The 24,300-nt window shown below is 65.4% G+C and carries 16 protein-coding genes and 1 tRNA gene; 15 read left to right on the top strand and 2 right to left on the bottom strand.

The features are described 5' to 3' along the window. Positions 1 to 2 precede the first annotated feature (2 nt). The 5 genes from A7X65_RS07360 (at position 3) to A7X65_RS07340 (ending at position 8,333) form a co-directional block, all read left to right on the top strand. On the top strand, positions 3 to 740 hold the full coding sequence (locus A7X65_RS07360) for an amino acid ABC transporter ATP-binding protein (protein ID WP_063683592.1): 738 nt from the start codon (positions 3 to 5) through the stop codon (positions 738 to 740). Positions 741 to 836: 96 nt separating this feature from the next. After that, positions 837 to 3,074, top strand: coding sequence for an O-linked N-acetylglucosamine transferase, SPINDLY family protein (locus A7X65_RS07355; RefSeq protein WP_488230409.1), 2,238 nt, complete (start codon positions 837 to 839; stop codon positions 3,072 to 3,074). 129 nt (positions 3,075 to 3,203) lie between these two features. Further along, complete coding sequence (locus A7X65_RS07350; RefSeq protein WP_063683591.1) at positions 3,204 to 5,441, top strand: tetratricopeptide repeat protein; 2,238 nt, start codon at positions 3,204 to 3,206, stop codon at positions 5,439 to 5,441. Next, a complete protein-coding gene (locus A7X65_RS07345; protein ID WP_063683590.1) occupies positions 5,438 to 7,675 on the top strand; it encodes an O-linked N-acetylglucosamine transferase family protein in 2,238 nt (745 codons plus the stop codon). Before A7X65_RS07350 ends, A7X65_RS07345 begins: the two co-directional genes overlap by 4 nt. A 124-nt stretch (positions 7,676 to 7,799) precedes the next feature. Then, positions 7,800 to 8,333 carry a DUF805 domain-containing protein gene (locus tag A7X65_RS07340; RefSeq protein WP_063683589.1) on the top strand — a complete coding sequence of 178 codons (534 nt, stop codon included), beginning with the start codon at positions 7,800 to 7,802 and terminating at the stop codon, positions 8,331 to 8,333. A 13-nt stretch (positions 8,334 to 8,346) separates the two neighbouring features. On the opposite strand, the gene A7X65_RS07335 is transcribed toward A7X65_RS07340, so the two are convergent. After that, complete coding sequence (locus tag A7X65_RS07335; protein ID WP_063683588.1) at positions 8,347 to 9,381, bottom strand: cysteine synthase A; 1,035 nt, start codon at positions 9,379 to 9,381, stop codon at positions 8,347 to 8,349. A gap of 660 nt (positions 9,382 to 10,041) precedes the next feature. On the opposite strand from A7X65_RS07335, the gene A7X65_RS07330 reads away from it, so the two are divergent. The 7 genes from A7X65_RS07330 (at position 10,042) to A7X65_RS42535 (ending at position 20,496) form a co-directional block, all read left to right on the top strand. Next, positions 10,042 to 11,526, top strand: a complete 1,485-nt coding sequence (locus tag A7X65_RS07330) for an efflux transporter outer membrane subunit (RefSeq protein ID WP_156527684.1) — start codon at positions 10,042 to 10,044, stop codon at positions 11,524 to 11,526. Then, the gene (locus A7X65_RS07325; protein ID WP_063683586.1) at positions 11,516 to 12,931 is read left to right on the top strand and encodes an efflux RND transporter periplasmic adaptor subunit; all 1,416 of its coding nucleotides are present in this window, start codon (positions 11,516 to 11,518) and stop codon (positions 12,929 to 12,931) included. Before A7X65_RS07330 ends, A7X65_RS07325 begins: the two co-directional genes overlap by 11 nt. A 36-nt stretch (positions 12,932 to 12,967) precedes the next feature. Continuing rightward, positions 12,968 to 16,117: an efflux RND transporter permease subunit gene (locus A7X65_RS07320; protein WP_063683585.1), complete on the top strand. Its 3,150-nt coding sequence runs from the start codon at positions 12,968 to 12,970 to the stop codon at positions 16,115 to 16,117. Next, positions 16,117 to 19,224: an efflux RND transporter permease subunit gene (locus A7X65_RS07315; RefSeq protein WP_063683584.1), complete on the top strand. Its 3,108-nt coding sequence runs from the start codon at positions 16,117 to 16,119 to the stop codon at positions 19,222 to 19,224. The genes A7X65_RS07320 and A7X65_RS07315 overlap by 1 nt, the downstream gene beginning before the upstream one ends. Before the next feature lie 37 nt (positions 19,225 to 19,261). Beyond that, positions 19,262 to 20,002, top strand: coding sequence for a tRNA-uridine aminocarboxypropyltransferase (locus tag A7X65_RS07310; RefSeq protein WP_063683583.1), 741 nt, complete (start codon positions 19,262 to 19,264; stop codon positions 20,000 to 20,002). Between the two features lie 94 nt (positions 20,003 to 20,096). After that, positions 20,097 to 20,170 (top strand) — tRNA-Cys (locus A7X65_RS07305). 179 nt (positions 20,171 to 20,349) lie between these two features. Next, complete coding sequence (locus tag A7X65_RS42535; protein ID WP_167358213.1) at positions 20,350 to 20,496, top strand: hypothetical protein; 147 nt, start codon at positions 20,350 to 20,352, stop codon at positions 20,494 to 20,496. Between the two features lie 84 nt (positions 20,497 to 20,580). Here the strand turns inward: A7X65_RS42535 and A7X65_RS07300 are convergent, their stop codons facing one another. After that, a complete protein-coding gene (locus tag A7X65_RS07300) occupies positions 20,581 to 20,775 on the bottom strand; it encodes a hypothetical protein (protein WP_063683582.1) in 195 nt (64 codons plus the stop codon). A 253-nt stretch (positions 20,776 to 21,028) separates the two neighbouring features. Here A7X65_RS07300 and A7X65_RS07295 point away from each other — a divergent pair, with 253 nt between their 5' ends. From A7X65_RS07295 to A7X65_RS07285, 3 genes are all read left to right on the top strand, one after another. Beyond that, positions 21,029 to 21,292: a hypothetical protein gene (locus tag A7X65_RS07295; protein ID WP_063684853.1), complete on the top strand. Its 264-nt coding sequence runs from the start codon at positions 21,029 to 21,031 to the stop codon at positions 21,290 to 21,292. 442 nt (positions 21,293 to 21,734) lie between these two features. Then, on the top strand, positions 21,735 to 22,655 hold the full coding sequence (locus A7X65_RS07290) for an ABC transporter substrate-binding protein (RefSeq protein ID WP_063683581.1): 921 nt from the start codon (positions 21,735 to 21,737) through the stop codon (positions 22,653 to 22,655). Next, positions 22,655 to 24,277 (top strand): amino acid ABC transporter permease/ATP-binding protein, encoded by a 1,623-nt coding sequence (locus tag A7X65_RS07285; RefSeq protein WP_063683580.1) that lies wholly within the window; start codon positions 22,655 to 22,657, stop codon positions 24,275 to 24,277. The genes A7X65_RS07290 and A7X65_RS07285 overlap by 1 nt, the downstream gene beginning before the upstream one ends. The last annotated feature ends 23 nt before the right edge of the window (positions 24,278 to 24,300 follow it).

Genomic DNA, 24,300 nt, shown 5'->3' with positions numbered 1-24,300 from the left:
TCATGTCCGACCCCATCGTCAAGATTACCGGCCTGAACAAATGGTACGGCGACTTCCACGTCCTGCGCGACATCGACCTCGAGGTCCGCAAGGGCGAGCGCATCGTGATCTGCGGCCCCTCGGGCTCCGGCAAGTCGACGCTGATCCGCTGTATCAACGCGCTGGAGGAGTTCCAGGAGGGCGAGATCGTCGTCGACGGCATCGAGCTCGGGCCGAACCTCAAGCACATCGACGCCGTGCGCCGCGAGGTCGGCATGGTGTTCCAGAGCTTTAATCTGTTCCCGCACCTCACGGTGCTCGACAACTGCACGCTGGCCCCGATCTGGGTGCGCAACATCCCCAAGCGGGATGCCGAGGCGACCGCGATGAAATTCCTGGAGCGGGTCAAGATCCCGCACCAGGCCAACAAGTTCCCGGGCCAAATGTCCGGCGGCCAGCAGCAGCGCGTCGCGATCGCCCGCGCGCTGACCATGAACCCGAAGGTGATGCTGTTCGACGAGCCGACCTCGGCGCTCGACCCCGAGATGGTCAAGGAGGTGCTCGACACCATGGTCGACCTCGCCGAAGAGGGCATGACCATGCTGGTCGTCACCCACGAAATGGGTTTTGCCCGCGAGGTCGCCAACCGCGTCGTGTTCATGGACGCCGGCCAGATCATCGAGGCCAACACCCCGAACGAGTTCTTCGCCAGCCCGCAGCATGCCCGCACCAAGTTGTTCCTGAGCCAGATCCTGCGGTAACCGCCTGCCGCCTGGCGGCGCTGCGGGACTGCGCCACCAGCTTCGCACCATCCGAATCACTTGTCTCTTCTTCGGACCAGATTCCGGAGAGAGACCTTGAGCAGTGTCGGCGCACGCGCATACCAGGCTGCGCGCCTGGAGAAGAAGCTGAGGAAGCAGGCGGACGCCGTCATGTCGATCGCGATTGAGGCGATCGGGCAGGGTAATCTTGCCGAGGCCGAGATCCTCTGCCGCGAGATCCTGAAAGAGGTTCCGGATCATTTCCACGCCACGCACGTGCTCGGCCTGCGGGCATTCGACGGCGGGCACTTCGAGGACGCGCAATTCCTGCTCGAGCGCGCGACCATGCTCGATCCGCGTTCGCCCGATGCGCACGGCAATCTCGGGGCCGTGTATTTCGCGCTCGAGAAGTACAAGGACGCCCGCGCGTGCCAGGAAAAGGCCATTGCGCTGAAGCCGAATTGCGCGACCAGCCTTACCAATCTCGGCAACACGATGCTTCACATGGGCCTTGCCAGGGAGGCAATCGCGCTGCACGAGCGCGCCCTCAGGCTGAAGCCGGATTATGCCGATGCATTCTGCAACCGCGGCATGGCGGAACTGATGATCGGAGAATTCGAGCGCGCCGGTCAGAACTTCGATCGCGCCCTGTCGCTTCAGCCGCGTCACGCAGAAGCGATCGCCGGCAAGGGCATGGTGTGCCTCGAGCTCCGGCATTTCGAGCAGGCGGAAGCCGCCCTCGATCTCGCTCTGGCGCTCAAGCCGGGCTCGCCGCGCATTCTGGTGCAGCGCGGACGGCTCTATCTGACCCTGTCCCGGCTGCAGAAGGCTGCGGAGGATTTCGACGCCGCGCTGGCGCAATCGCCGCGGAACGAGCTCGCGCTGTGCTGGCGGGCGCAAGTCGACATCATGGTACGGAACACGGCGGGGGCGATGGCGGGCGTCAAGACCCTGCTCGAGGTCAATCCGCAGTCCGAGGCTGGCATGGCGCTGCTGGCCGCCTGCTATGCGAACCAGGGCGACATCGCGACCGCGCTCGTGCATCTCGACGCCGCGCTGGCGATCGCGCCGGATTTCCCCGAGGCGATCGGATACAAGATCTTCGTGCTGGATTACCTGCCGGAGGCCGATTTCGTGGTCCAGCAGGCGGCCCGAAAATATTGGTGGGACCAGATCGGCGCGAAGCTTCCACAACGGACGCTGGCGCCGCGCAATCTCGATCCGGACAGGCAGATCGTGGTCGGCTATGTCGCTTCCGAATTCAGGCAGCACTCGGCGGCGTACTCGCTGCTGCCGGTGCTGCGCCATCACGATCGCGCCGACTTCAAGATCGTCTGCTATTCCTGCTGGCCGCTGCAGGACGAGATGACCGAGAAGTTCAAGGCCTGCGCCGACGTCTGGGTCGAGGCCGCGCAGTTCTCGGACGACGAGCTGGCTGATCGCATCCAGGCCGACGGCATCGACGTCCTGATCGACGTCTCCGGGCATACGACCGGAAGCCGCCTCCATATGTTCGCGCGCAAGCCGGCCCCCATCCAGGTCACGGGCTTCGGGCATGCCACCGGAACCGGCCTGCAGACCATGGACTACGTGCTCGCGGATCCGACTTTCATTCCGCACTCGGCGCGCCATCTGCTGGCCGAAAAGGTCCATGACCTGCCGTGTCTGATCACGATCGATCCCATCCTGGACGTGCCGCCTTCGGAGCTGCCCATGCTCCGCAACGGCTATGTGACCTTCGGCGTCTTCAACCGCATCTTCAAGATCTCGGACGAGGCGATCCGGGTATGGTCGAAGGTGATGCGCCAGCTGACGGGATCGAAGATCATCATCAAGAACGGGCTGCTTGACGACCCGCTGCTGCGCGACCGGCTGGTCGCCCGGTTCGTCGCCCAGGGCATTGCCGAGGAGCACGTCATCTGCATGGGCACGACCCCGCGCAACGAGCATTTGCGGGCCTTTGCCAATGTCGACATCTCGCTCGATACCTTCCCGCAGAATGGCGGCATCAGCACCTGGGAATCCCTTTATGCGGGCGTGCCGGTTGTGGCCAAGCTCGGCAACGGTTCCTCAGCGCGGGCCGGCGGGTCGATCGTGGCGGCCGTCGGTCTTGGCGACTGGGTCGCCGAGGACGACGAGGGCTATGCCGCGATCGCGTGCAGATATGCCGCCCAGCCCGAGCATCTGGCCAAGCTGCGCGCGGAGCTGCCGGCCCAGATCGCCAATTCGCCGGCCGGCAACGTCGAGAGCTACACGCGCAGGATCGAGGCGGGGTATCGCCAGTTCTGGCGCGACTATTGTGCCTCGGCTTCGGCAAGCGGCGAGGTGGCGTAGCCATCGGCTACGCCGGATCAGCGGACGCGAACACCGGGAAATTCCGGGGGCACGGCCGGTCCAGCCGGCCGGCTGGCCGGGCTGACGAATCAGTTAGACTCGTCTCGGGCCACCCTCCGGAGAGCAACCTTGCAGAACAGCGGCGCCGGCGCACGCGCATTCCAGAACGCGCGATTGCAGAAGAAATTGATGAAGCAGGCGGAGACGATCCTCTCCGCTGCGGCCGGCGCCTATGGCCAGGGACGATATGCCGAGACCGAGGCGCTCTGCCGCGAGATCCTGAAGGTGCTCCCCGAGCATATCGATGCCATTCACCTGCTCGGGATGTGCGCGCATGACGGCCGGCGCCTGGAGGAGGCGCAAGAGCTGCTCGAGCGCGTGATCGCGCTGGACCCGCGCCTGCACGATGCCCACAACAACCTCGCGACCGTGCATTTCGACCTCGGCAATCTCGAGGAGGCGCGGCGGTGCCAGGAGAAGGCCATCGCGCTGAAACCGAATTTCGCGGTGGCGCTGACCAACCTCGGCAACACGCTGATGCATCTCGGCCAGTACGAAAAGGCGATCGAGCTGCACGACCGCGCCATCAAGATCAAGCCGGACTATGCCGACGCGCTCTGCAACCGCGGCATGGTCGAAATCGTGCTTGGCCAGATCCTGCGCGCCAAGGAAAGTTTCGAGCGCGCCCTGCTGTTTCAGCCGCGTCACGCCGAGGCGATTGTCGGTAGCGGCATGGTCTGCTCGGAGCTCCGGCACTACGAGGAAGCGGCGGCCAAGTTTGCCATGGCGCTGACCATCAAGCCCGGCGCGCCGAGGATTCTGGCCCAGCGCGGGCGGCTCAGTTACGAGCTGCAGCAGCTGGAGCCCGCGCTCGCGGATTTCGAGGCGGCGCTTGCGATCTCGCCCAAGCTCGAGCTCGCGCTCCGGGGCAAGGCGCAGACCTGCCTCGTGATGGGAAAGACCGCGCAGGCGATGGCGGCGGCAACGGCCTTGATCGAGCAGAATCCGCGCTCCGAGATGGGCCTGGCCCTGATGGGCTTCTCCTATTCGAACCAGGGCGATATGGACACCGCGATCGAGTACCTCGATCGCGCGCTGGCGGTCCGCCCGGACTATGGCGATGCGATCAGGGGCAAAATCTTCCTGCAGGACTACCGCGCCGAGGCCGATTTCGTGGTCCAGCAGGCGGTACGACGAGACTGGTGGGATCTGATCGGCTCCAAGTTGCCGCGGCGGACGCTGGCGAAGCGGCCGCTCGATCCGGACAAGCAGATCGTGGTCGGCTATGTCGCGGCCGAATTCCGCCAGCACTCGGCGGGCCTCACCCTGCTGCCGGTGCTGCGCAATCACGACCACGCCAACTTCAAGATCATCTGCTATTACTCATGGCCGGGCTCGGACGAGTACACGGCCCGGTTCAAGGAGATGGCCGACGTCTGGGTCGACGCCTGGGGTCTTTCGGACGAGGAACTCGCCGATCGCATTCAGGCTGACGATGTCGACATCCTGATCGACGTGTCGGGCCACACGACCGGCAACAGGCTGCAGGTCTTTGCGATGAAACCGGCGCCGATCCAGGCCACCGGCTTCGGCCACGCAACGGGCACCGGCATGCAGACAATGGACTATGTGCTCGCGGATCCCGTTTTCATTCCGCCATCAGTCCGGCATCTGTTTCCTGAGAAGATCCACGATCTGCCGTGCCTGATCACGATGGAGCCGGTCACGAATCTGCAGCCGACCGAGCTGCCGATGCTCCGCAACGGCTATGTCACCTTCGGCGTGTTCAACCGTATCTACAAGATTTCGGATCAGGCAATCGGGGTCTGGTCACGCCTGATGCGGGAGCTGCCGGGATCGAAGATCATCCTCAAGCATGGTTTGCTCGATGATCCCCTGCTGCGCGACAGCCTCGTCGCGCGCTTCGTGGCGCAGGGTATTGCCGAGGAGGATATCACCTGCCTCGGCACCACCTCGCGCGACGACCACCTGCTGGCTTTCGGGCAAATCGATATTTCCCTCGACACGTTCCCGCAAAACGGCGGCATCAGCACCTGGGAGTCGCTCTACAAGGGCGTTCCCGTCGTGGCCAAGCTCGGCAACGGCGCCTCCTCGCGCGCCGGGGCCTCCATCGTGGCCTCCGTCGGGCTCGGTGATTGGGTCGCCGAGGATGACGAGGGCTATATCGAGATCGCCCGCAAATTCGCCTCGCAGCCGGAGCTTCTGGCGAAGTTGCGCGCGGATCTGCCGGCTCAGATCGCAGCGTCGCCCGCCGGCAATGTCGAGATCTACACGCGTGAGCTCGAGGCTGGCTATCGCAAGTTCTGGCGCGACTATTGTGCCGCGGCCTCCGGAGAGACAATTTGAGCAGCGCCGGCGCGCGCGCATTCCAGAATGCGCGATTGCAGAAGAAATTGAAGAAGCAGGCGGACGCCATCATCTCTGCTGCGTCGAGCGCCTATGGCCAGGGCAGGTATGCGGAGACCGATGCGCTCTGCCGGCAGATCCTGCAGGCGATTCCGGATCATTTCGACGCCTTGCATTTTCTCGGACTGTGCGTGCAACAAAGCGGGCGCCTCGACGAAGCTCAACAGTTGCTCGAGCGCGCGATCGCGATCGATCCGCGTTCACACGAGGCTCATAACAATCTCGCGACCGTGTGCTTCGTCCTTCAGAAATTCGAAGCGGCCCGCGCCTGTCAGGAGAGGGCGATCGCGCTGAAGCCGAACTTTGTGCCGGCCCTGGTCGGTCTCGGCAATACCTTGCTTCAGATGAAGCTGCGCGAGCAGGCTATCGAGATGTACGATCGCGCCATCGCCCTGAAGCCCGACCATGCCGATGCGCTCTGCAATCGTGGCCTGGCCGAGTTGGCGCTGGGCCAGTTTGAGCGCTCCAGGCAAAGCTTGGAGCGCGCGCTGTTGTTTCAACCGCGCCACGCCGAGGCGCTCGCCGGCAAAGGCGTGGTCAGCATCGAGCTCAAGCATTTCGATGAGGCGGAAGCCGCGCTCGCAGCGGCGCTCGCGATCAGGCCCGGTTCGGCGAAGATACTGGCGCAGCGTGGGCGGCTCAGTTACGAGTTGCAACGCCTGGAGCCGGCGCTTGCGGATTTCGAGGCGGCGCTTGCGATTTCGCCCGGGCTCGAGCTGGCGCTCCGGGGCAAGGCACAGGTCTGCCTCACGATGGGAAAGACCGCGCAGGCGATGGCCGCTGCCGCTGCCTTGATCGAGCGAAATCCGCGCTCGGAGGTGGGGCTGGCGATGATGGGCTTTGCTCATTCGAACCAGGGAGAAATGGACGCCGCAATCGAATATCTCGATCGCGCGCTGGCGATCCGGCCGGACTATGGGGATGCGATCACGGGAAAGATCTTCCTTCAGGACTTCCGCGCCGAGGCCGATTTCGCGATCCAGCAGGCGGTACGGCGAGATTGGTGGGACTCGATCGGCTCCAAGATACCGCGGCGGAAGCTGCAAGAGCGATCGCTTGATCCGGACAGGCAGATTGTGGTCGGCTATGTCGCCGCCGAATTCCGGCAACACTCGGCAGGGCTCACCTTGCTGCCGGTCCTGCGCCATCATGATCGCGCGAGCTTCAAGATCAACTGTTATTCGTGCTCGCCGTCACGAGACGAGCTCACCGCCAAATTCAAGTCGTTGGCAGACGTCTGGGTCGATGCCTGGCAGCTTTCGGACGACGAGCTGGCCGATCGCATCGAGGCCGACAAGGTCGATATCCTGATCGACGTATCAGGGCATACGACCGGCAACAGGCTTCCCGTTTTCGCGCGGAAGCCGGCCCCGATCCAGGCCACCGGTTTCGGGCACGCCACAGGCACGGGCCTTCAGACCATGGACTATGTACTCGCGGACCCTGTCTTCATTCCGCAATCGGCACGGCATCTGTTGGCCGAAAAGGTCTTTGACCTGCCGTGCCTGAACACGATCGATCCGATCCTGCATGTGTCGCCTTCGGAGCTTCCCATGCTCCGCAACGGCCATGTGACGTTCGGCGTGTTCAACCGCGTCAACAAGATCTCGGATCAGGCAATCGGCGTCTGGTCACGCCTGATGCGGGAGCTGCCGGGATCGAAGATCATCCTCAAACATACCCTGCTTGACGATGCATTGGTGCGCGACGGCGTGATCGCACGCTTTGTGGCGCAAGGCATTGCCGAGGAGGACATCACTTGCCTCGGCACCACCTCGCGCGGCGACCATCTGCTGGCCTTCGGCAAGGTCGATATTTCCCTCGATACGTTCCCGCAGAACGGCGGCATCAGCACCTGGGAGTCGCTCTACAAGGGCGTTCCCGTCGTGGCCAAGCTCGGCAACGGTGCCTCCTCGCGCGCCGGCGCCTCCATCGTGACCTCCGTCGGGCTCGGCGATTGGGTCGCCGAGGATGACGAGGGCTATATCGAGATCGCCCGCAGGTTTGCCTCGCAGCCCGAGCTTCTGGCGAAGTTGCGCGCGGATCTACCGGCCCGGATCGCAGCGTCGCCCGCCGGCAATGTCGAGATCTACACGCGTGAGCTCGAGGCAGGCTATCGCCAGTTCTGGCGCGACTATAGCGCCGCCGCTGCCGGGCAAGGCGAGGGCGCCTGACCCAACCGATCCCCGGGGCGAACGCCCAAATTAGCTTTCGGGAAACCATGCGCCGTTGCGCGGCCGCGCCGCTTCACGGCTCCGAAAGCTCTTTCTGTGCATATGGCGCCAAATAGGTGCGCCAATGCTCGGTTTCCTGTTCGGCCTCAATGCGCGTCTCGGGCGGTTGCATTTCTTCCTCGGGACGATAGCGCTTGCGGTCGTGATGACGGCGATCTGCTTCGCGATCGCGATGGCTGTCTTTCACGATACTTCGCCCGCCCTGATCCGGCCGGAAGATCTGCTGAAGAACCGGGCGGTCATTGCCGCGATGGTGCTGTTTGGATTTGCGACCTTCATGCTGCAATCGATGCGCATCCGCGACATCGGCTGGGACCCGGTCTGCGTGGTGCCGGCCTGGATCGCGCTCATGGTCGTCGATCATGTCGTCGCTGGCCGGTTTCCGGCCTGGGCCATCGGTGGGGAGCACCAGGGCACGGCCGTCGGCGCGCTGGTCAATCTCGTGCTGATCCTGGTGCTCACGTTCTGGCCGAGCGCCGGCAGCGAAGGCTCTTATGCCAACCCCCTCCAGTCGCACACGCAGGCTGCCGCGCCATCACTGACGAATGAGCGCCTGGCGCGCGTGTCGCAGGGAGCGCAGCGTCCGACCTGGAGCTGATCGGCTTCGCGCTTTAGACGAAGGGCGGCTTGATGTTGCTGCGCTTCTCCAGCCATTCCGGCACCGGAAGGTTCTTGGCGCGCATGAAGTCCGCGTTGAACAGCTTGGACTGGTAGCGGCTGCCGGAATCGCACAGCACGGTGACGATCGTCTTGCCGGGCCCGATCTGTTTTGCGAGGCGCATCGCGCCCACGATGTTGATGCCGGTGGAGCCGCCGAGGCACAGGCCTTCGTGCTGGAGCAGCTCGTAGATCATCGTCACCGCTTCGGCATCGGGAATGAGATAGGCGTCATCGACCTTCGCGCTCTCGACGATCGCGGTCGAGCGGCCGAGCCCGATGCCTTCCGTAATGGAGTCGCCGGGGGTGGCCTTGGCGGTCCCCGTCCTGAAATATTCATACATGCCGGCGCCGGCCGGATCGGCGCAGGCAATCCGGATGTCCTTGTTCTTTTCCTTCAGAAAGCGGCTGGTGCCGGCGAGTGTGCCGCCGCTGCCGACCGAGCAGACGAAACCGTCGACCTTGCCGCCGGTCTGCTCCCAGATCTCGGGCCCGGTCGAGTCATAGTGCGCCTTGGCGTTGTCGAGGTTGTTCCACTGGTCGGCGAACAGCACCCCGTTCGGCTCGGTCTTGCGCAACTCGTCGGCGAGGCGGCGGCCGACATGCTGGTAGTTGTTCGGGTTAGCGTAGGGCAGGGCCGGCACCTCGATCAGCTCAGCGCCGCACAGCTTGAGAAAGTCCTTCTTCTCCTGGCTCTGCGTCTCCGGGATCACGATCAGCGTGCGATAGCCGCGGGCACTGGCGACGACGGCAAGGCCAATGCCAGTGTTGCCGGCGGTCGCTTCCACCACGAGACCGCCGGGCTTGAGTTCGCCCCGCTTCTCAGCCTCCAGGATCATCCATTTGCCGGCGCGATCCTTCACCGACTGGCCGGGATTCATGAACTCGGCCTTGCCGAGGATGGTGCAGCCGGTCAATTCGGAGGCGCGCTTGAGCTTGATCAGCGGGGTGTTGCCGATGGCTTCGACAACGTTGGTTCGAAAGGTCATGTCGGGGGAAATCACTGGCAAAGGGTTGATCTGGCTGGGCAGAACCTAGTGCCTGGGAGCCCAAAGGGGAAGGCTTTTGCGCTGCGGCGAAGGCGGTGGAAATGGCGGGAGGAGCAACCATATTCCGCAGCAAAGATCAGCGCGGGCAATGTGGGCTGCCGTGCTCGACATCAGTGGAATGATATGTCCCGCCGACGTCGCAGCGTGGAAGAAAATGGTCCTCACCTGCGGCAGCCGGGTATCGCGCTCAAGCACTCGAGGTCCGCTTCCAGCGTAATGCGCCCGCGCGTCGCTATGGCGCTGCCGCCGCATGCAGCTCGTTGCCGGGCAGTGCAGGGGGATCGACGGCTTCTCTGCAGGTGTGGCCCCAATATCACATGAAATCTTGGTAAGCTTGAGCGCGGTTTGCGACGGCATCGAAAGTCGAGAAACCATTGCGAGACAGGCGTATTTTGGATTTGCAAGGTCTCGCTTGGAAAGCAAAGCGCCCGTCAGTTCGCACCTGCGGGACTGTCCCGCTGTTCCGCGCCCGGCTAGTATGAAGCTCAAGGTTCCGCAGAAAGCATCACCTGTGCACGAGTTGCCGAAAGCCCCCCGACTGTCTGCCTGCGAATCGGTTAATCCGGCTCTGCGGTGGCGGCTCGATCTGCCCGGCGGGGGGTGGATGTGACACAGCGTGTTCCGGCGATCGCCATGCGGCGGTCTTTGGGGTCTGCGTCCCGGACGCGTCGCACGGCGCGCTGGCTTGCGGTGGTGTGCCTTGCGGCAAGTTCAGGCGCTTGCGTGCTGACGCAGGATCTCCCGGATCCCGCCCTCGACGTTCCCACGACTTACAAATATGCCGGCAAGGGCGATGCGCCGCCGCCGCTGGACTGGTGGCGCGGCTTCCGCACCGCCGAGCTGACGCAGCTGATGGAGGAGGCGCAGACCGTCAACCTCGACATCGCCGCTGCGGTCTCCCGTATCGTCCAGGCCGATGCCCTGGCGCGGCAGGCAGGAGCTGCGCTGCTGCCGAGCCTGTCGGGGAGCGGATCTGAAACCTATTCGCGCACCTCGGGCTCGAGCGCATCGGGCCTGTCCATCGGCGGACGCGAGGTCGTCAACTATTCGGCTTCGCTGAGCGCGAGCTATCAGCTCGACTTCTGGGGCCAGAACCGCGACGCGCTGCAGACGGCGGAGGAAACGGCAAACGCCAACCGCTTCGATCGCGACACCGTTGCGCTGACGACGCTGGCCGGCGTTGCCAACGCCTATTTCCAGGTACTGGCCTCGCAGGATCGCATCAGGACCTCCCAGCGCAACATCGCGAGCGCGCAGCGTATCCTCGATGCGGTCAGGGAGCGCCGCAAGGCCGGAACCGGCACCGATCTCGACGTCGCCCAGCAGGAGAGCGTGCTTGCCAACCAGAAGGCGCTGGTGCCGCCACTGCGCCAGACGCTCGACCAGAACAGGAATGCGCTCGCCGTGCTGGTGTCTCGCCCGCCGGAAAGCGTGCGCATCGCCGGCGGCTCGCTGAACGCCGTTGCGATCCCGCGCGTGACGCCGGGGCTGCCGTCGGAGCTGCTGACGCAGCGGCCGGACATCCGCCGCCAGGAGGCGCAGCTCGCCTCCGCCACCGCCAATATCGGCAACGCCCGCGCGCAGTTCTTTCCGACCATCCAGCTCACCGGCAATGGCGGGTACCAGAGCTCGGCGCTGGTATCGCTGTTCCAGCCGCATGCGGCGTTCTTCCAACTGGTCGGCAGCGCGACGCAGCCGATCTTCGACGGCGGCAGGATCCTCGGTAATTTCGAGAATGCGAAGGCGCGGCAGGACGAGTTGCTGCAGACCTATCGCAAGACCATCATCCAGGCCTTCACCGACGTGGACAATGCGCTGTTCTCGATCAGACAGACCACGATCAAGCTACAATTGCAGCGCGACGTCGTCGCTGCCTCGCGCCGCGCCTTCGATCTGTCGGAGCAGCAATTGCGCGCCGGCACCGCCGATATCGTCACCGTGCTCAACACCCAGCTGACGCTGTTCACGGCGGAAGACGCGCTGTCGCAGGCGCAACTCGCACGGCTACTGGCCATCGTCAGCCTGTATCAGGCGCTCGGCGGCGGCTGGGAGCCGCGAATGGAGAAACCGGTCAATGCTCTTTAAGCCGGATACGAAGGAAGGCGCGAAAGAGGGGACTGCGAAAAAGTCGCGCGACCGCGGCTTCGTCATGACCCTGATCACGCTCGCGATCCTCGGCGGCCTCTTCTATGTCGGCTGGACCGTTACGCATCAGCAGCAGGCGAAGAACGGCAACCAGCGGCCCGATCTGCCGGTGCCGGTGCTGGCGGCGACCCCGCGTATCCAGGACGTGCCTGTTTATCTGGACGGCGTCGGCGCAATCCGCGCGCTCAACACCGTGACCGTGCGCTCGCAGGTCGACGGCAAGCTGATCGCCGTGAATTTCACCGAAGGCCAGGATGTCAAGAAGGGCGACGTGCTCGGCGAGATCGATCCCGCGCTCTATCAGGCGACCTACGACCAGGCGGTCGCCAAGAAGGCGCAGGACCAGGCCCAGCTCGCCAACCAGCGCATCGACCTGACACGCTACGAGCAGTTAGCTGCCTCCAATGCCGGCTCCAAGCAGCAGGCCGACACCCAGCGCGCGCTGGTCGCGCAGACCGAGGCGCTGGTCAAGGCCGACCAGGCCGCGATTGACAATGCGGCGGCAACGCTGAGCTACACCAAGATCGTGGCGCCGCTGTCGGGACGCGCCGGCCTGCGCCAGGTCGACCAGGGCAACATCATCCACGCCTCCGACACCACGGGCCTCGTGGTGATCACGCAATTGCAGCCGATCGCGGTGTGGTTCAGCCTGCCGCAGCAGCAGATCATGCGGGTCAACGCCGCGGCGGCAAAGGGCGCGCTCGCGGTCGACGTGTTCGGCAATGACGGCGTCACCGTGATCGACACCGGCAAATTGACCGGCATCGACAACCAGGTCGACCAGACCACCGGCACGCTGAGGCTCAAGGCGGAATTCCCCAACGCCAATTACCAGCTCTGGCCCGGCCAGTTCGTCAATGTGCGCCTCAAGGTCGAGACCCTGGCGCAGGCGCTGGTGGTGCCGACCTCGGCGGTGCAGCGCGGCCCGATCGGGACCTTCAGCTATGTCATCGGCGAGGACAATGTGGTCTCGGCCAAGCCCGTGACGGTGACGCAGCAGAACGAGCATGACGCCGTGATCGCGAGCGGCCTGTCGCCGAACGACAAGGTCGTCACCACGGGCTTTGCCAATCTGTCAGATGGCTCCAAGGTGGTCGTCGGCCGCGACGACCAGACGCCGTCGGCCGATCTCGCCCCGCGCAAGCGATCGCGCGGGCCGGACGGCCAGAAGAAGGACGGTGCCAAGGAAGGCCAGAAGGACGGCCAGAAAGAGTGGCAGGGCAAGGACGGCGAGCATCGCGCCAAGCGCAGCAGCACTGAGGGCGACCAGAAGGGGCAGACCGGTCCGGCTCCGGGGCCTGTACCTGGGCCTGGCGCATCGGGATCTGGAGCCAAGCAGCCATGATCCCGACAACAGCCGCCTAGGCGGCAGGCAGATCCCATGGGTGTCTCCGAACCCTTCATCCGCCGGCCCATCGCGACCTCGCTGCTCGGCATCGCGCTGCTGATCGGCGGGCTGCTCGGCTATTTCTCGCTGCCGGTCTCGGCGCTGCCGCAGGTCGATTTCCCGACCGTGCAGGTGACGACGCAACTGCCGGGCGCCAGCCCCGACGTGATCGCCTCGCTGATCACCGCGCCGCTGGAGCGGCAGCTCGGCCAGATCCCGTCGTTGTCTGCGATGAACTCGACGAGCTCGTACGGCGTCAGCCAGATCTCGCTGCAGTTCGACCTCAACCGCGACATCGACGGCGCGACGCAGGACGTGCAGGCCGCCATCAACGCGGCCGCTGGCGTGCTGCCCAAGACGCTGCCTTACCCGCCGACTTACGCCAAGGTGAACCCGGCCGACGCGCCTGTCATGACGCTGGCGCTCCGCTCGGACACGATTTCGCTCCGGGCGATGAGCGACATCGCCGATACACTGCTGGCGCAGCGCTTGAGCCAGATCTCCGGCGTCGGCCGCGTCTCCGTGTTGGGCGGGCTGAAGCCGGCCGTGCGCATCCAGGCAGACCTGGCGCGGCTTGCCGCCTATGGCATCGCCATGGAGGATCTGCGCACCGCGATCGCCAATGCCAACGTGTCGGGGCCGAAGGGCTCGCTCGATGGCGCCCAGCAATCCTACATCATCGCCGCCAACGACCAGATCGCCGCCGCCGAGGCCTACAAGCCCGTCATCATCGCCTACCGCAACGGCTCGCCGGTCACGATCGGCGACGTCGCGCAGATCGTCGACGGGCTCGAGAACGACCGCACCGGCGGCTGGTACCAGGGCTCGCCCGCCGTCATCATCGACATCCAGCGCCAGCCCGGCGCCAACGTCATCGACGTCGTCAGCCAGATCCGCGCCGAGATCCCGAAGGTCCAGCGCGCCATTCCGGCCGGCGTGAACCTCACCATCGTCTCCGATCGCACCGTCACCATCCGCGCCTCGGTGCGCGACGTGCAGTTCACGCTGATCCTCAGCGTCGTGCTGGTGACGCTGGTGGTGCTGCTGTTCCTGCGCTCGCTGCGGGCCACGCTGATCGCGGGCGTCGCGCTGCCGCTGTCGCTGATCACCAGCTTCGGCATCATGTATTTCGCCGGCTTCAGCCTCGACAATCTGTCGCTGATGGCGCTCACGATCGGCACCGGCTTCGTCGTCGACGACGCCATCGTCATGATCGAGAACATCGTCCGCCACATGGAGAACGGCGACGGTCCGATGCAGGCCTCGCTGAAGGGTGCCAGCGAAATCGGCTTCACCGTGATCTCGCTGACGGTGTCGCTGATCGCCGTGTTCATCCCGCTGCTGTTCATGTCGGGCCTGGTCGGGCGCATGTTCCGCGAATTCGCGCTGACGCTGACGATCGCGGTCGTGACCTCGGCCGTGGTCTCGCTGACGCTGACGCCGATGATGTGCTCGCGGCTGCTGCGGCATGCCCACGAGGAGCTGGCGGTGCCGGGCCTTGCCGCGATCAGCCGCTTCATCGATCGCACCGTGGAGTTCTATCATCGTACGCTGCTGGTGGTTCTGCAGCACCAGCGCCTCACGCTGGTCGTGACCTTTGCGACGCTGATTGCGACGCTGGTTCTCTACGTCGTCGCGCCAAAGGGCTTCCTGCCGCTGCAGGACACCGCCTCGATCACGGCGGTGACGGAGGCGGGGCCTGACGTCTCGTTTGCGGAGATGCAGAAACGGCAGGCCGAGGCCGCCGACGCCATCAAGGCCGACCCTGACGTGGTCGGCGTGGTCTCCGTGATCGGCGCAGGCTCGGTCAATCCGACCACCAATGTCGGACGCCTCGTCATGACGCTCAAGCCGCGCGGCGAACGGCGCGACGATGTCAGCGTGGTCGTGACCCGGCTGAAGCAGCGCGTGGCGGGCATTCCCGGCATGACAGTCTATTTCCAGCCGGTCCAGGACGTGCAGATATCGACCCAGTCGAGCCGCTCGCAATACCAGTACACGCTGACCGGCACCGATGCCGCGCTGGTGTCCGAATGGGCGCGCAAGCTGGTCGCGGAGATGCGGCGCGATCCGTTGTTCCGGGACGTCTCCTCGGAGGCGCAGGAGGGCGGCCTGCGGGCCCAGCTCGACGTCGACCGCACCCGCGCCGGCCAGCTCGGTGTCAGCCTGCAGGCCATCACGGACACGCTGAACGACGCATTCGCGCAGCGGCAGATATCGACCATCTACGGCCAGGCCAATCAGTACCGCGTGGTGCTGGAGGCGCTGCCGATGTACCAGCGCGATCCCTCAATCCTGTCAAAACTCTATTTACCAGGCGCCGCCAGCACCACCGTCGGCGCGCCGAACGCCCAGATGCCGCTCGACGCGGTGGCGACGCTGAAGCGCACCACGGCGCCGCTCGCGATCTCGCATCAGGCGCAATTCCCGTCGGTGTCGCTCAGCTTCAACCTCGCGCCGGGCGCGGCCCTCGGCGATGCCGTCGAAGCCGTCAAGGCGATCGAGACCCGGATCGAAATGCCCAACAGCATCGTCGGCGTCTATGCCGGCGATGCCGCCGAATTCGCCAAGGCGCTCGCCGGACAGCCCTGGCTGCTGCTCGCCGCCGTGATCACGATCTACATCGTGCTTGGCGTGCTCTACGAGAGCTACATCCACCCGATCACGATTCTGTCGACGCTGCCCTCGGCCGGCGTCGGCGCGATCCTGGCGCTGGTGCTGTGCGGGCAGGACCTCTCGGTGATCGGCCTGATCGGCATCATCCTCCTGATGGGCATCGTCAAGAAGAACGCGATCATGATGATCGACTTCGCGCTGGAAGCCGAGCGCGGGCAGGGGATGTCGCCCAACGAAGCCATCGTGCAGGCCTGCCTGCTGCGCTTCCGCCCGATCATGATGACGACGCTGGCGGCGCTGTTCGGCGCGCTGCCGCTGGCGATCGAGAGCGGCACCGGCGCCGAGCTGCGCTTTCCGCTCGGCATCTCCATCATCGGCGGCCTGCTGCTGAGCCAACTGCTGACGCTCTACACCACGCCCGTGATCTATCTCGCGCTCGACCGCATCAACCGCCGCCTCGAGCAGGCGCTGCCGCCGGCGGAATCCGGCGGCCCGCCGGTCGCGGGTGCGACCGAGGGGATGCAGTGATGGTATCGATCTCGGAGCCCTTCATTCGGAGGCCCGTGGCGACCACGCTGCTGTCGATCGGGTTGTTCCTGCTGGGCGTCGTCGCCTACGAGTTCCTGCCCGTCGCCTCGGTCCCGAACGTCGACTTTCCCGCGATCTTCGTCTCGGCCAGCCGGCCGGGCGCCGACCCCTCCGTGATGGCGGCGACAGTGGCCTCGCCGCTGGAGCGGCGCCTGGGCGAGATCGCCGGCATCAACCAGATCACGTCCACGAGCTCGCTCGGCACCACCAACATCCAGCTCCAGTTCGACATCGGCCGCAACATCGACAAGGCCGCGCGCGACGTGCAGGCGGCGATCAACGCGTCGCTGGTCGATTTGCCGAGCGACCTGCCGACCCTGCCGAAGTTCAGGAAGGCGAACACGGCCGGCGCGCCCGTGTTCGTTCTGGCACTGACCTCGAAGACGCTGTCGGCGAGCGCGATCTACGACGTCGCCGATACCGTGCTGGCGCAGCGCATCTCGCAGGTGCCGGGCGTCGGCGACGTCACCGTGTCGGGCGCCGACCAGCCGGCGGTGCGGGTACAGCTCAATCCGGTCGCGCTGTCGAATGCCGGCATCGCCACCGACGACGTCCGGACCGCCATCGTCAACGCCAATCCGCTCGGCCCCGTCGGCATCTTCAACGGCGAGCGCCAGAGCGAGACGCTGTCGCTGAACAAGCAGATGCGCACGGCGAAGGAGTTCCGCGATATCGTCATCAAGAGCTCGAACGGCAATTTCGTCCGGCTCTCCGACGTCGCCGACATCGAGGATTCCGTCCGCAACGCCCGCTCCATCGCCTGGTTCAACAAGCAGCCGGCGGTGCTGATCCAGATCACCAAGCAGGGCGACGCCAACGTCATCGACACCGTGGACCGGGTCAAGGCGCTGATCCCCGAGCTGAAGCAGTGGATTCCGGCCGGCGTCGACATCTCCACCCTGGTCGACCGCACCGGCACGATCCGCGCCAGCGTGCTCGACATGCAATGGACGCTGCTGGCGACCGCATTTCTGGTGATGGTCGTGGTGTTCGTGTTCCTGCGGCGGCTGACGCCGACGATCGCGGCCGGCATCTCGGTGCCGCTGGCGCTGGCCGGCACCTGCGCCGGCATGTGGGTCGCCGGCTTCTCGATCGACAATCTGTCGCTGATGGCGCTCGCCATCTCGGTCGGCTTCGTGGTCGACGACGCCATCGTCATGATCGAGAACATGTACCGCAATCTCGAGCACGGCATGCGGCCGTTCCAGGCGGCACAGGAGGGCGCGAAGCAGATCGGCTTCACCGTGGTCTCGATCAGCCTGTCGCTGATCGCGGCGTTCACGCCGCTGATCTTCATGGACGGCATCGTCGGCCGCCTCCTGCGCGAATTCTCGCTGACGCTGACCTTCGCGATCCTGGTCTCGACGCTGGTGTCGCTGACGGTCACGCCGATGATCTGCGCGCATTACATCCGCCAGACCACTTCCGGCACCGCGACGCTGTTCGACCGCATCATCGAGGGTTCGCTGACGCGCATCGTCGCCTTCTACGCCCGGACCTTGAGGACCGTGCTGGAATACCCGATGCTGACATTGCTGGTGTTCTTCGCCACGATCGGCCTCACGGTGACGCTCTACATCAAGGTCCCCAAGGGCTATTTCCCGACCGACGATTCCGGCTTCGTCATCGGCGCGACGCGCGCTTCAGCCGACATCTCGTTCCAGTCGATGCTGGGCCTGCAGCAGCGCCTCGCCGACATCGTGATGCAGGATCCGGCGGTGGCCGGCATCGGTTCGACCGTCGGCAGCGGAGGCGGGGGGCCGGGGGCCGCGACCTCGAACCGCGGCACCATGTTCATCAGCCTGAAGCCGCCGGAAGAGCGCGACCACGTCTCGACGCAGGTGGTGATCGATCGCCTGCGGCGCGCGCTATATCCCGTGCCGGGCATCCGCCTCTTCATGTTCGCCGCACAGGACGTCCGCGCCGGCGGACGGCAAAGCGATTCCGACTACCAATACACCCTGACCAGCACCGACCTCGGCCTGCTCCAGAAGTGGGCGCCGATCGTCGCCAAGCGCATGGAGAGCGTCGAGGGCATCACCGACATTTCCAGTGACCGCGATCCCGGCGGGCTGCAACTGACGTTGTCCATCGACCGCAAGAAGGCCTCCGCGCTCGGCGTCAACGTCCAGGACATCGACAACGCCTTGAACAACGCCTTCTCGCAGCGGCAGATCTCGATCATCTACACCCAGCGCAACCAGTACATGACCGTGCTGGAGATCGACCCGAAATTCCAGGTCGACCCGTCCAACCTCGAGCGCATCTATGTCGCCGGCGCCAATGACGTCCAGGTGCCGCTGTCGGCCGTGGTGCATGCGACACGCGGGCTCGCCGCGCTCGCGGTCTACCATTCGCAGTCGTTCCCCTCGACCACGGTGTCGTTCAACCTGCTGCCCGATGTGCCGCTCCAGGCCGCCACGCAGAACATCCAGCGCGCGGTGGAGGAGCTGCACATGCCCGAGGGCATTCGCGGCAGCTTCGACGGCAATGCCGGCGATTTCGCCAGGACCAGTGGCCGGCAGCCGCTGCTGATCCTCGGCGCGCTGGTGGCGATGTATATCGTGCTGGGGGTGCTCTACGAGAGCCTTGCCCATCCCCTCACGATCATCTCGACGCTGCCTTCGGCCGGCCTCGGCGCGCTGCTGGCCTTGCAGATCACCAACACGCCGCTGACGGTGATCGCCTTCGTCGGCATCATCCTCCTGATCGGCATCGTCAAGAAGAACGGCATCATGATGGTGGACTTCGCGCTCGACGCCGAGCGCCAGCGCGGCCTGTCCTCCGCGGAGGCGATCTTCGAGGCCTGCCAGGCCCGCTTCCGGCCCATCCTGATGACGACGATGGCGGCGCTGTTCGCCGGCATCCCGCTGGTGATCGCAACCGGCCCCGGCACGGAGCTGCGCCGGCCGCTCGGCATCACCATCATCGGCGGCCTGTTCGTCTCGCAGATCCTGACCCTCTACACCACGCCCGTGATCTACCTCCTGATCGACCGCCTGCGGCGGCGCTCCGAACCCCGTCCGGTCGCCGTGCCGGCGGAATAGGTTGTTGCGGCGCTGCGCGAAGCGTATAGCGGCGGCCATGTCGAACCCCTCCGAGACCGCGGCCGCCGCGCCCGAGCCGATCCCCGAATGCCCGCACTGCCAGAAGCCGATGCCGCTGTGCATCTGCGACAGTGTCACGCCCATTGAAAACCGCCTCTCGCTCCTGATCCTGCAGCATCCGCAGGAGCAGGACAGGGCGCTCGGCACAGCGCGGCTGCTTGCGAAGCATTTTGCCGATGCCACGGTGCGGGTCGGCCTGTCCTGGTCGAGCCTGTCCAAGGCGCTGGAGCGGCCGGTCGAGAACGCCTCGCACTGGGCCGTGCTCTATCTCGGCTCGGCCCGGGCTGCCGACCTTGAGACCGAGGCCGAGATCGTTGCGCTCAACCGCAAGGGCGAGGTGGCTGACAAGCAGCGCGAGCGCCTCGGCAAGCTCGAAGGCGTGGTGCTGCTCGACGGCACCTGGAGCCAGGCCAAGGCGCTGTGGTGGCGCAATCCCTGGATGCTGAAATGCCAGCGCGTGATCCTCAACCCGTCGCGCCCATCGCGCTACGGACGCCTGCGCAAGGAGCCGCGCAGCGACGGCCTCTCGACCATCGAAGCCGCCGCGACGCTCATGGCCGGTCTCGAGAAGCGCCCCGACATCGCCGAAACCCTGAACGCCAGCTTCGAGCGGATGCTGGCGCGCTACCGCGAGGTCCAGGCCGAGATGCCGGAACTGGCGCCAAAGCCGGCTGCGAAGGACCGCCGGCGCAACTTCCGGCGCGCCAAGCGCGCCTGACTTTGGTCCACATCGGAAAGCAGCTATCGCCCCCGAAGTCGGACGAAGGCGGTTGCTTAAGCCATTGATCCCCTATATTGGTCCGCCCTTACGGGGCCACGTGGCGGAGTGGTTACGCGCCGGTCTGCAAAACCGTTTACTCGGGTTCGAGTCCCGACGTGGCCTCCATCGCAACCTTTTGATCTTCCGGTACAAATTGCCCTGCCGCAGGGGCGGTGAAACGGCCTGCCGCGCCGTTTCCACCGGGTTTGCCCGGGGCTTGGCGGAAACCAGCGATTCAGACCCGATGGCATAGACTTCGCATCTGCGAAGTGATGCATCGTCGTCAACCGAGCGCTGGAGAGCACGTGGGCGAAATCGTCCGATTTGTTCCGAAATCCGAGCTGGAGCGGGCTCGCCTCATCGCCGAGGCGCGCGCGATCTATGACAGCATCTTCCCGTCCGCCGCACCCGACCGGGTGCCGCCGAATGGCGAGGAGCGCGTCAAGACCTGATCGGGACTGCGCCGGGGCAGGCGCGGGGCTGACGGCAAAACGCCCGCAAAGGCGGGCGCATCGGCTCGCCGCAAGGGGCCGGTCTCAGCAGGCGGCGTACCAGCCGTCCGGAAACGGCAGGAGCGGCCAGGCGCCCTCGTTGTCGTTGGCGGCTTTGGGCGTTGCGGCATACGACCAGGAGCGGGGCACGAAATCCTCCTCCGGCACGGGCGCGAAATCTTCGTTGATCATGGCGTCGCGGACGGCATCCAGCATCAAGTTGAATTCGGCTTCGCTCATCACACCCTCCGGAACGCGGATGGCGCACTGTCGCAAAGCCGGTTTGTTACCCGATTGAGCCGATCGTTCGCATTTTAACGATCCGGCGATCAGGTCTCGATTGGTTAGCGATTTCTAAAAATCCCCGCGGGAACCCTACGGTCCTCCCGGGCAGCGCGAGTGTGAAAGAGATCACATCCCCCGCGATTTATTTCTCCTACCCCTCGCGCAACGGCCCATGCGAGCCGGGGCGGGCAGAACGGGAGAGTTTGTCATGAAGGCAAGGTTCCTGCGGTTTGCGGGTGTGAAGAGCCGGGCACGCCGCGCCTCCACGATCGGGTTGTTCCTGACGTTGTTCGCCTCAGCCGCTCAGGCGCAGCAGGGCACGCCCGAGCAGCGCCGCGCCTGCACCCCCGACGTCTACCGGCTCTGCGCCGGCGAGATCCCCAATGTCCGCGCCATCACGGCCTGTTTGCGCCGTAACCGCTCAAGCTTGAGCGAGGCTTGCCGCAGCGTGTTCGACCAGGCCGGCGGCTGACATGGCTGTCCTGTGGGTTTGTGCGCAGCAAGTGGCTCGTGCGGCCTGACGAATCCGGCATAGTCGGGCTGTGGATATGCTGCGGACATGCTGTGGAATGCTGTGGGAGTCGCCGCAGTTCTGCTCACCCAGTGCAGCATCTCCGTCAGCAGGCGTCATATCCCCGTGAAACCGCCTCATCAGGTGGTTTCGAGGCCGTACTGATCGCTACAGCATCCCAATGATTTGGTTCTCCCGAATTCGGAATCCCGCGCCAGCGGCGCTTCCGGAGGAGCGAACAGTTTTTGTGCAGTCGTGTGCCCAAATCGCGGGCCGCCTCCATCCAATTTTTTGTACGCCCGCGGACAAGCTTTCACGTGCGCTCTGCACCTAGGCTGACCTTCGAGTTCAGCAGCACGGCCGAGTCCAGCCACACGGCCAGGCCAATTCGAAGGAGCAGCACATGGACAGACCGGAATTGCCCCAGGCGCGGCGGGGAACGGCTCGCGCATCGAAGCCATGGCGCAAGGCTGCAACAGGCGCGGCCATCGCTCTCGGGCTCGTCGTCGCCGCACCGCTGAGCGCCCAGGCCGCGGCGCCCGCCGCCTGCACGGCGCTCCAGGAAAAGTACCCGGACTGGAAGGGCAAGACGCTCGTCAATGCCATCAACCCGCACACCCCGGGTTATGAGACCATCGATCCCAAGGATCCCAGCAAGTATATCGGCTTCGACATCGATCTCGGCGAGGCCATCGGCGAATGCCTCGGCTTCAAGCTGACCTACAAGCCGGTGACGTTCGCAGCGCTCCTGACCACGCTCGCGGCCGGTCAGGCCGACATCGTGATTTCCGACATCTACGCCACCAAGGAGCGGGCGAAGGCGGCCGACTTCATCACCTATTCGAAGGTGTTCGACGGCGTGCTGGTCGCCAAGGGCAATCCAAAGGGCATCAACGGCATCAACATGTCGATGTGCGGCACGGCAGCCGCCGAGAACACCGGCTATGTCGAGGTGCCGCTGATCCAGGCGCTGATCCCCGAGTGCAAGAAGGCAGGCAAGGCTGAGCCGACCATCCAGCTCTACGACAACAATGCCAACTGCATCCAGGCGATCCTCGCCGGCCGCGCCGACACCTACATCAACGACGTCAACACCGTCGACAGCGCCGTGAAGGCCTATCCGGACAAGCTGGAGAAGGCGATCGCGGTGACCATCCCGTATTCGGTCGGCATCGCCGTTCCCAGGGACAAGCCGAAATTCCGTGACGCCGTGCTCGCTGCGCTGATCGAGGTGCAGAAGGCCGGCACGCACATGGAGCTCCTGAAGAAGCATGGGCTCGATGTGAACAATTTCAAGGAGCCGGACATTCTGACGGCCGACTGATGTCGCTGTTCCTCCACTATCTGAGCATGCCGTATCTGCTCGAGGGCATCGAGCTCACCCTCGAGGTGACTGCCCTTGGGCTCGGCGGCGGATTGATCCTCGGACTGATCCTCGCCGGCATGCAGCTCTCGCGCTTCTGGCCCCTGGCTGCGATCGCCAGGGCCTACACCGTGATCTTCCGCGGTACGCCGCTGATCCTGCAGATGGTGTTCGCCTACGACGCGCTGCCGCATATCGGCATCAAGCTGCCGGCGGTGCTCGCCGCCGGTCTCGCACTCGCCTGCAACGAGGCGCCGTTCATCGCGGAGATGCTGCGGGCCGGCGTGCTCGGCGTCGACCGCGGGCAGGTGACCGCGGGGCAGGCGCTCGGCATGACGCCGTCCGTGCTGATGCGCAGGGTCATCGCGCCGCAGGCCATCCGCACCATGATCCCGGCCTTCGGCAACGAGGCGGTGAGTGCGCTGAAAAATTCCTCGCTCGCCTCGGTCGTCGCGGTCCAGGAGCTGACCTTGCGCTCCACCCAGCTGGCGTCCTCCACCTTCGACTTCTTCTCGATCTTCTTCGCTTCGGGCCTGCTCTATCTCGTGCTGACCGCGACCATCAGCGGCATCCAGCTGTTCGCGGAATGGCTGCTCGATCTCGACCGCGCGAAAGGGCGGGAGCGGAAGCTGGCCGACTATCTGCGCTGGCGCCGCGTCGAGCTCGTCACCAAGCCGGAACATACCGATGCGACCGCTCTCGATCCCGAGCCGGCGCAAGCAGAGCTCACGGATACGCCGCCGCTGGCCCTGACCCGCGAGGAACGCGCCCGCCGCACCGCGACGATCGCGCGCAACAATGTCGCGGTCGAGGCCAAAGCTCTCACCAAGAGCTATGGTCCGCAGAAGGTCCTCGACGGTCTCGACCTCACGGTTCGTGTCGGCGAGGTGGTGGCGCTGCTCGGTCCGAGCGGCTCCGGCAAGAGCACGCTGCTCCGCTGCATCAACCATCTCGAAAACTGGGACGCCGGGACCGTGCGCGTCGGCGGCCGCCGCCTCGGCTTTTCCGAGGACGGCAAACCGCTATCGCCGCGCGCCATCGCCAACGAGCGGGCGAGCGTCGGCGTCGGCATGGTGTTCCAGCAATTCAACTTGTTCGCCCATCTGTCGGCCAAGGAGAACATCGCAGGGCCGTTGCGCTGGGTCCACGGCATGACCCGCATCGACGCCGATCGCCGCGCGAGCGAGCTGCTCGACCGCGTCGGCCTCGCGCATCGCGCCGATGCGCTGCCGCGGCATCTCTCCGGAGGGCAGCAGCAGCGCGTCGCCATCGCCCGCGCGCTAGCGCCCAATCCGAGCGTGCTGCTGCTGGATGAGCCGACCTCGGCGCTCGATCCCGAACTCGTCAACGAGGTGCTGGAGGTGATCCGGCGTCTGGCCATCGACGACGGCCTCACCATGATCATCTCGACGCACCAGATCCGCTTCGCCGACGAGGTCGCCGACCGCGTCGCTTTCCTGAGCGGCGGGGCGATCATCGAGGAGGGGCCGGCGCACGAGGTGCTCTCCAACCCGCGCAATGCGCTGACGGCGCGTTTCCTCAGCGTGATGGAAGCCGACAAGACTCCGGAGGCGGTGCGATGAGCGCTGCCCCCGCAAGATTCACG

Origin of the sequence: Bradyrhizobium stylosanthis (genome assembly GCF_001641335.1) — a bacterium.
Classification (GTDB): Bacteria; Pseudomonadota; Alphaproteobacteria; order Rhizobiales; family Xanthobacteraceae; genus Bradyrhizobium; species Bradyrhizobium stylosanthis.
This window is presented reverse-complemented; position numbering and strand designations above follow the sequence as displayed.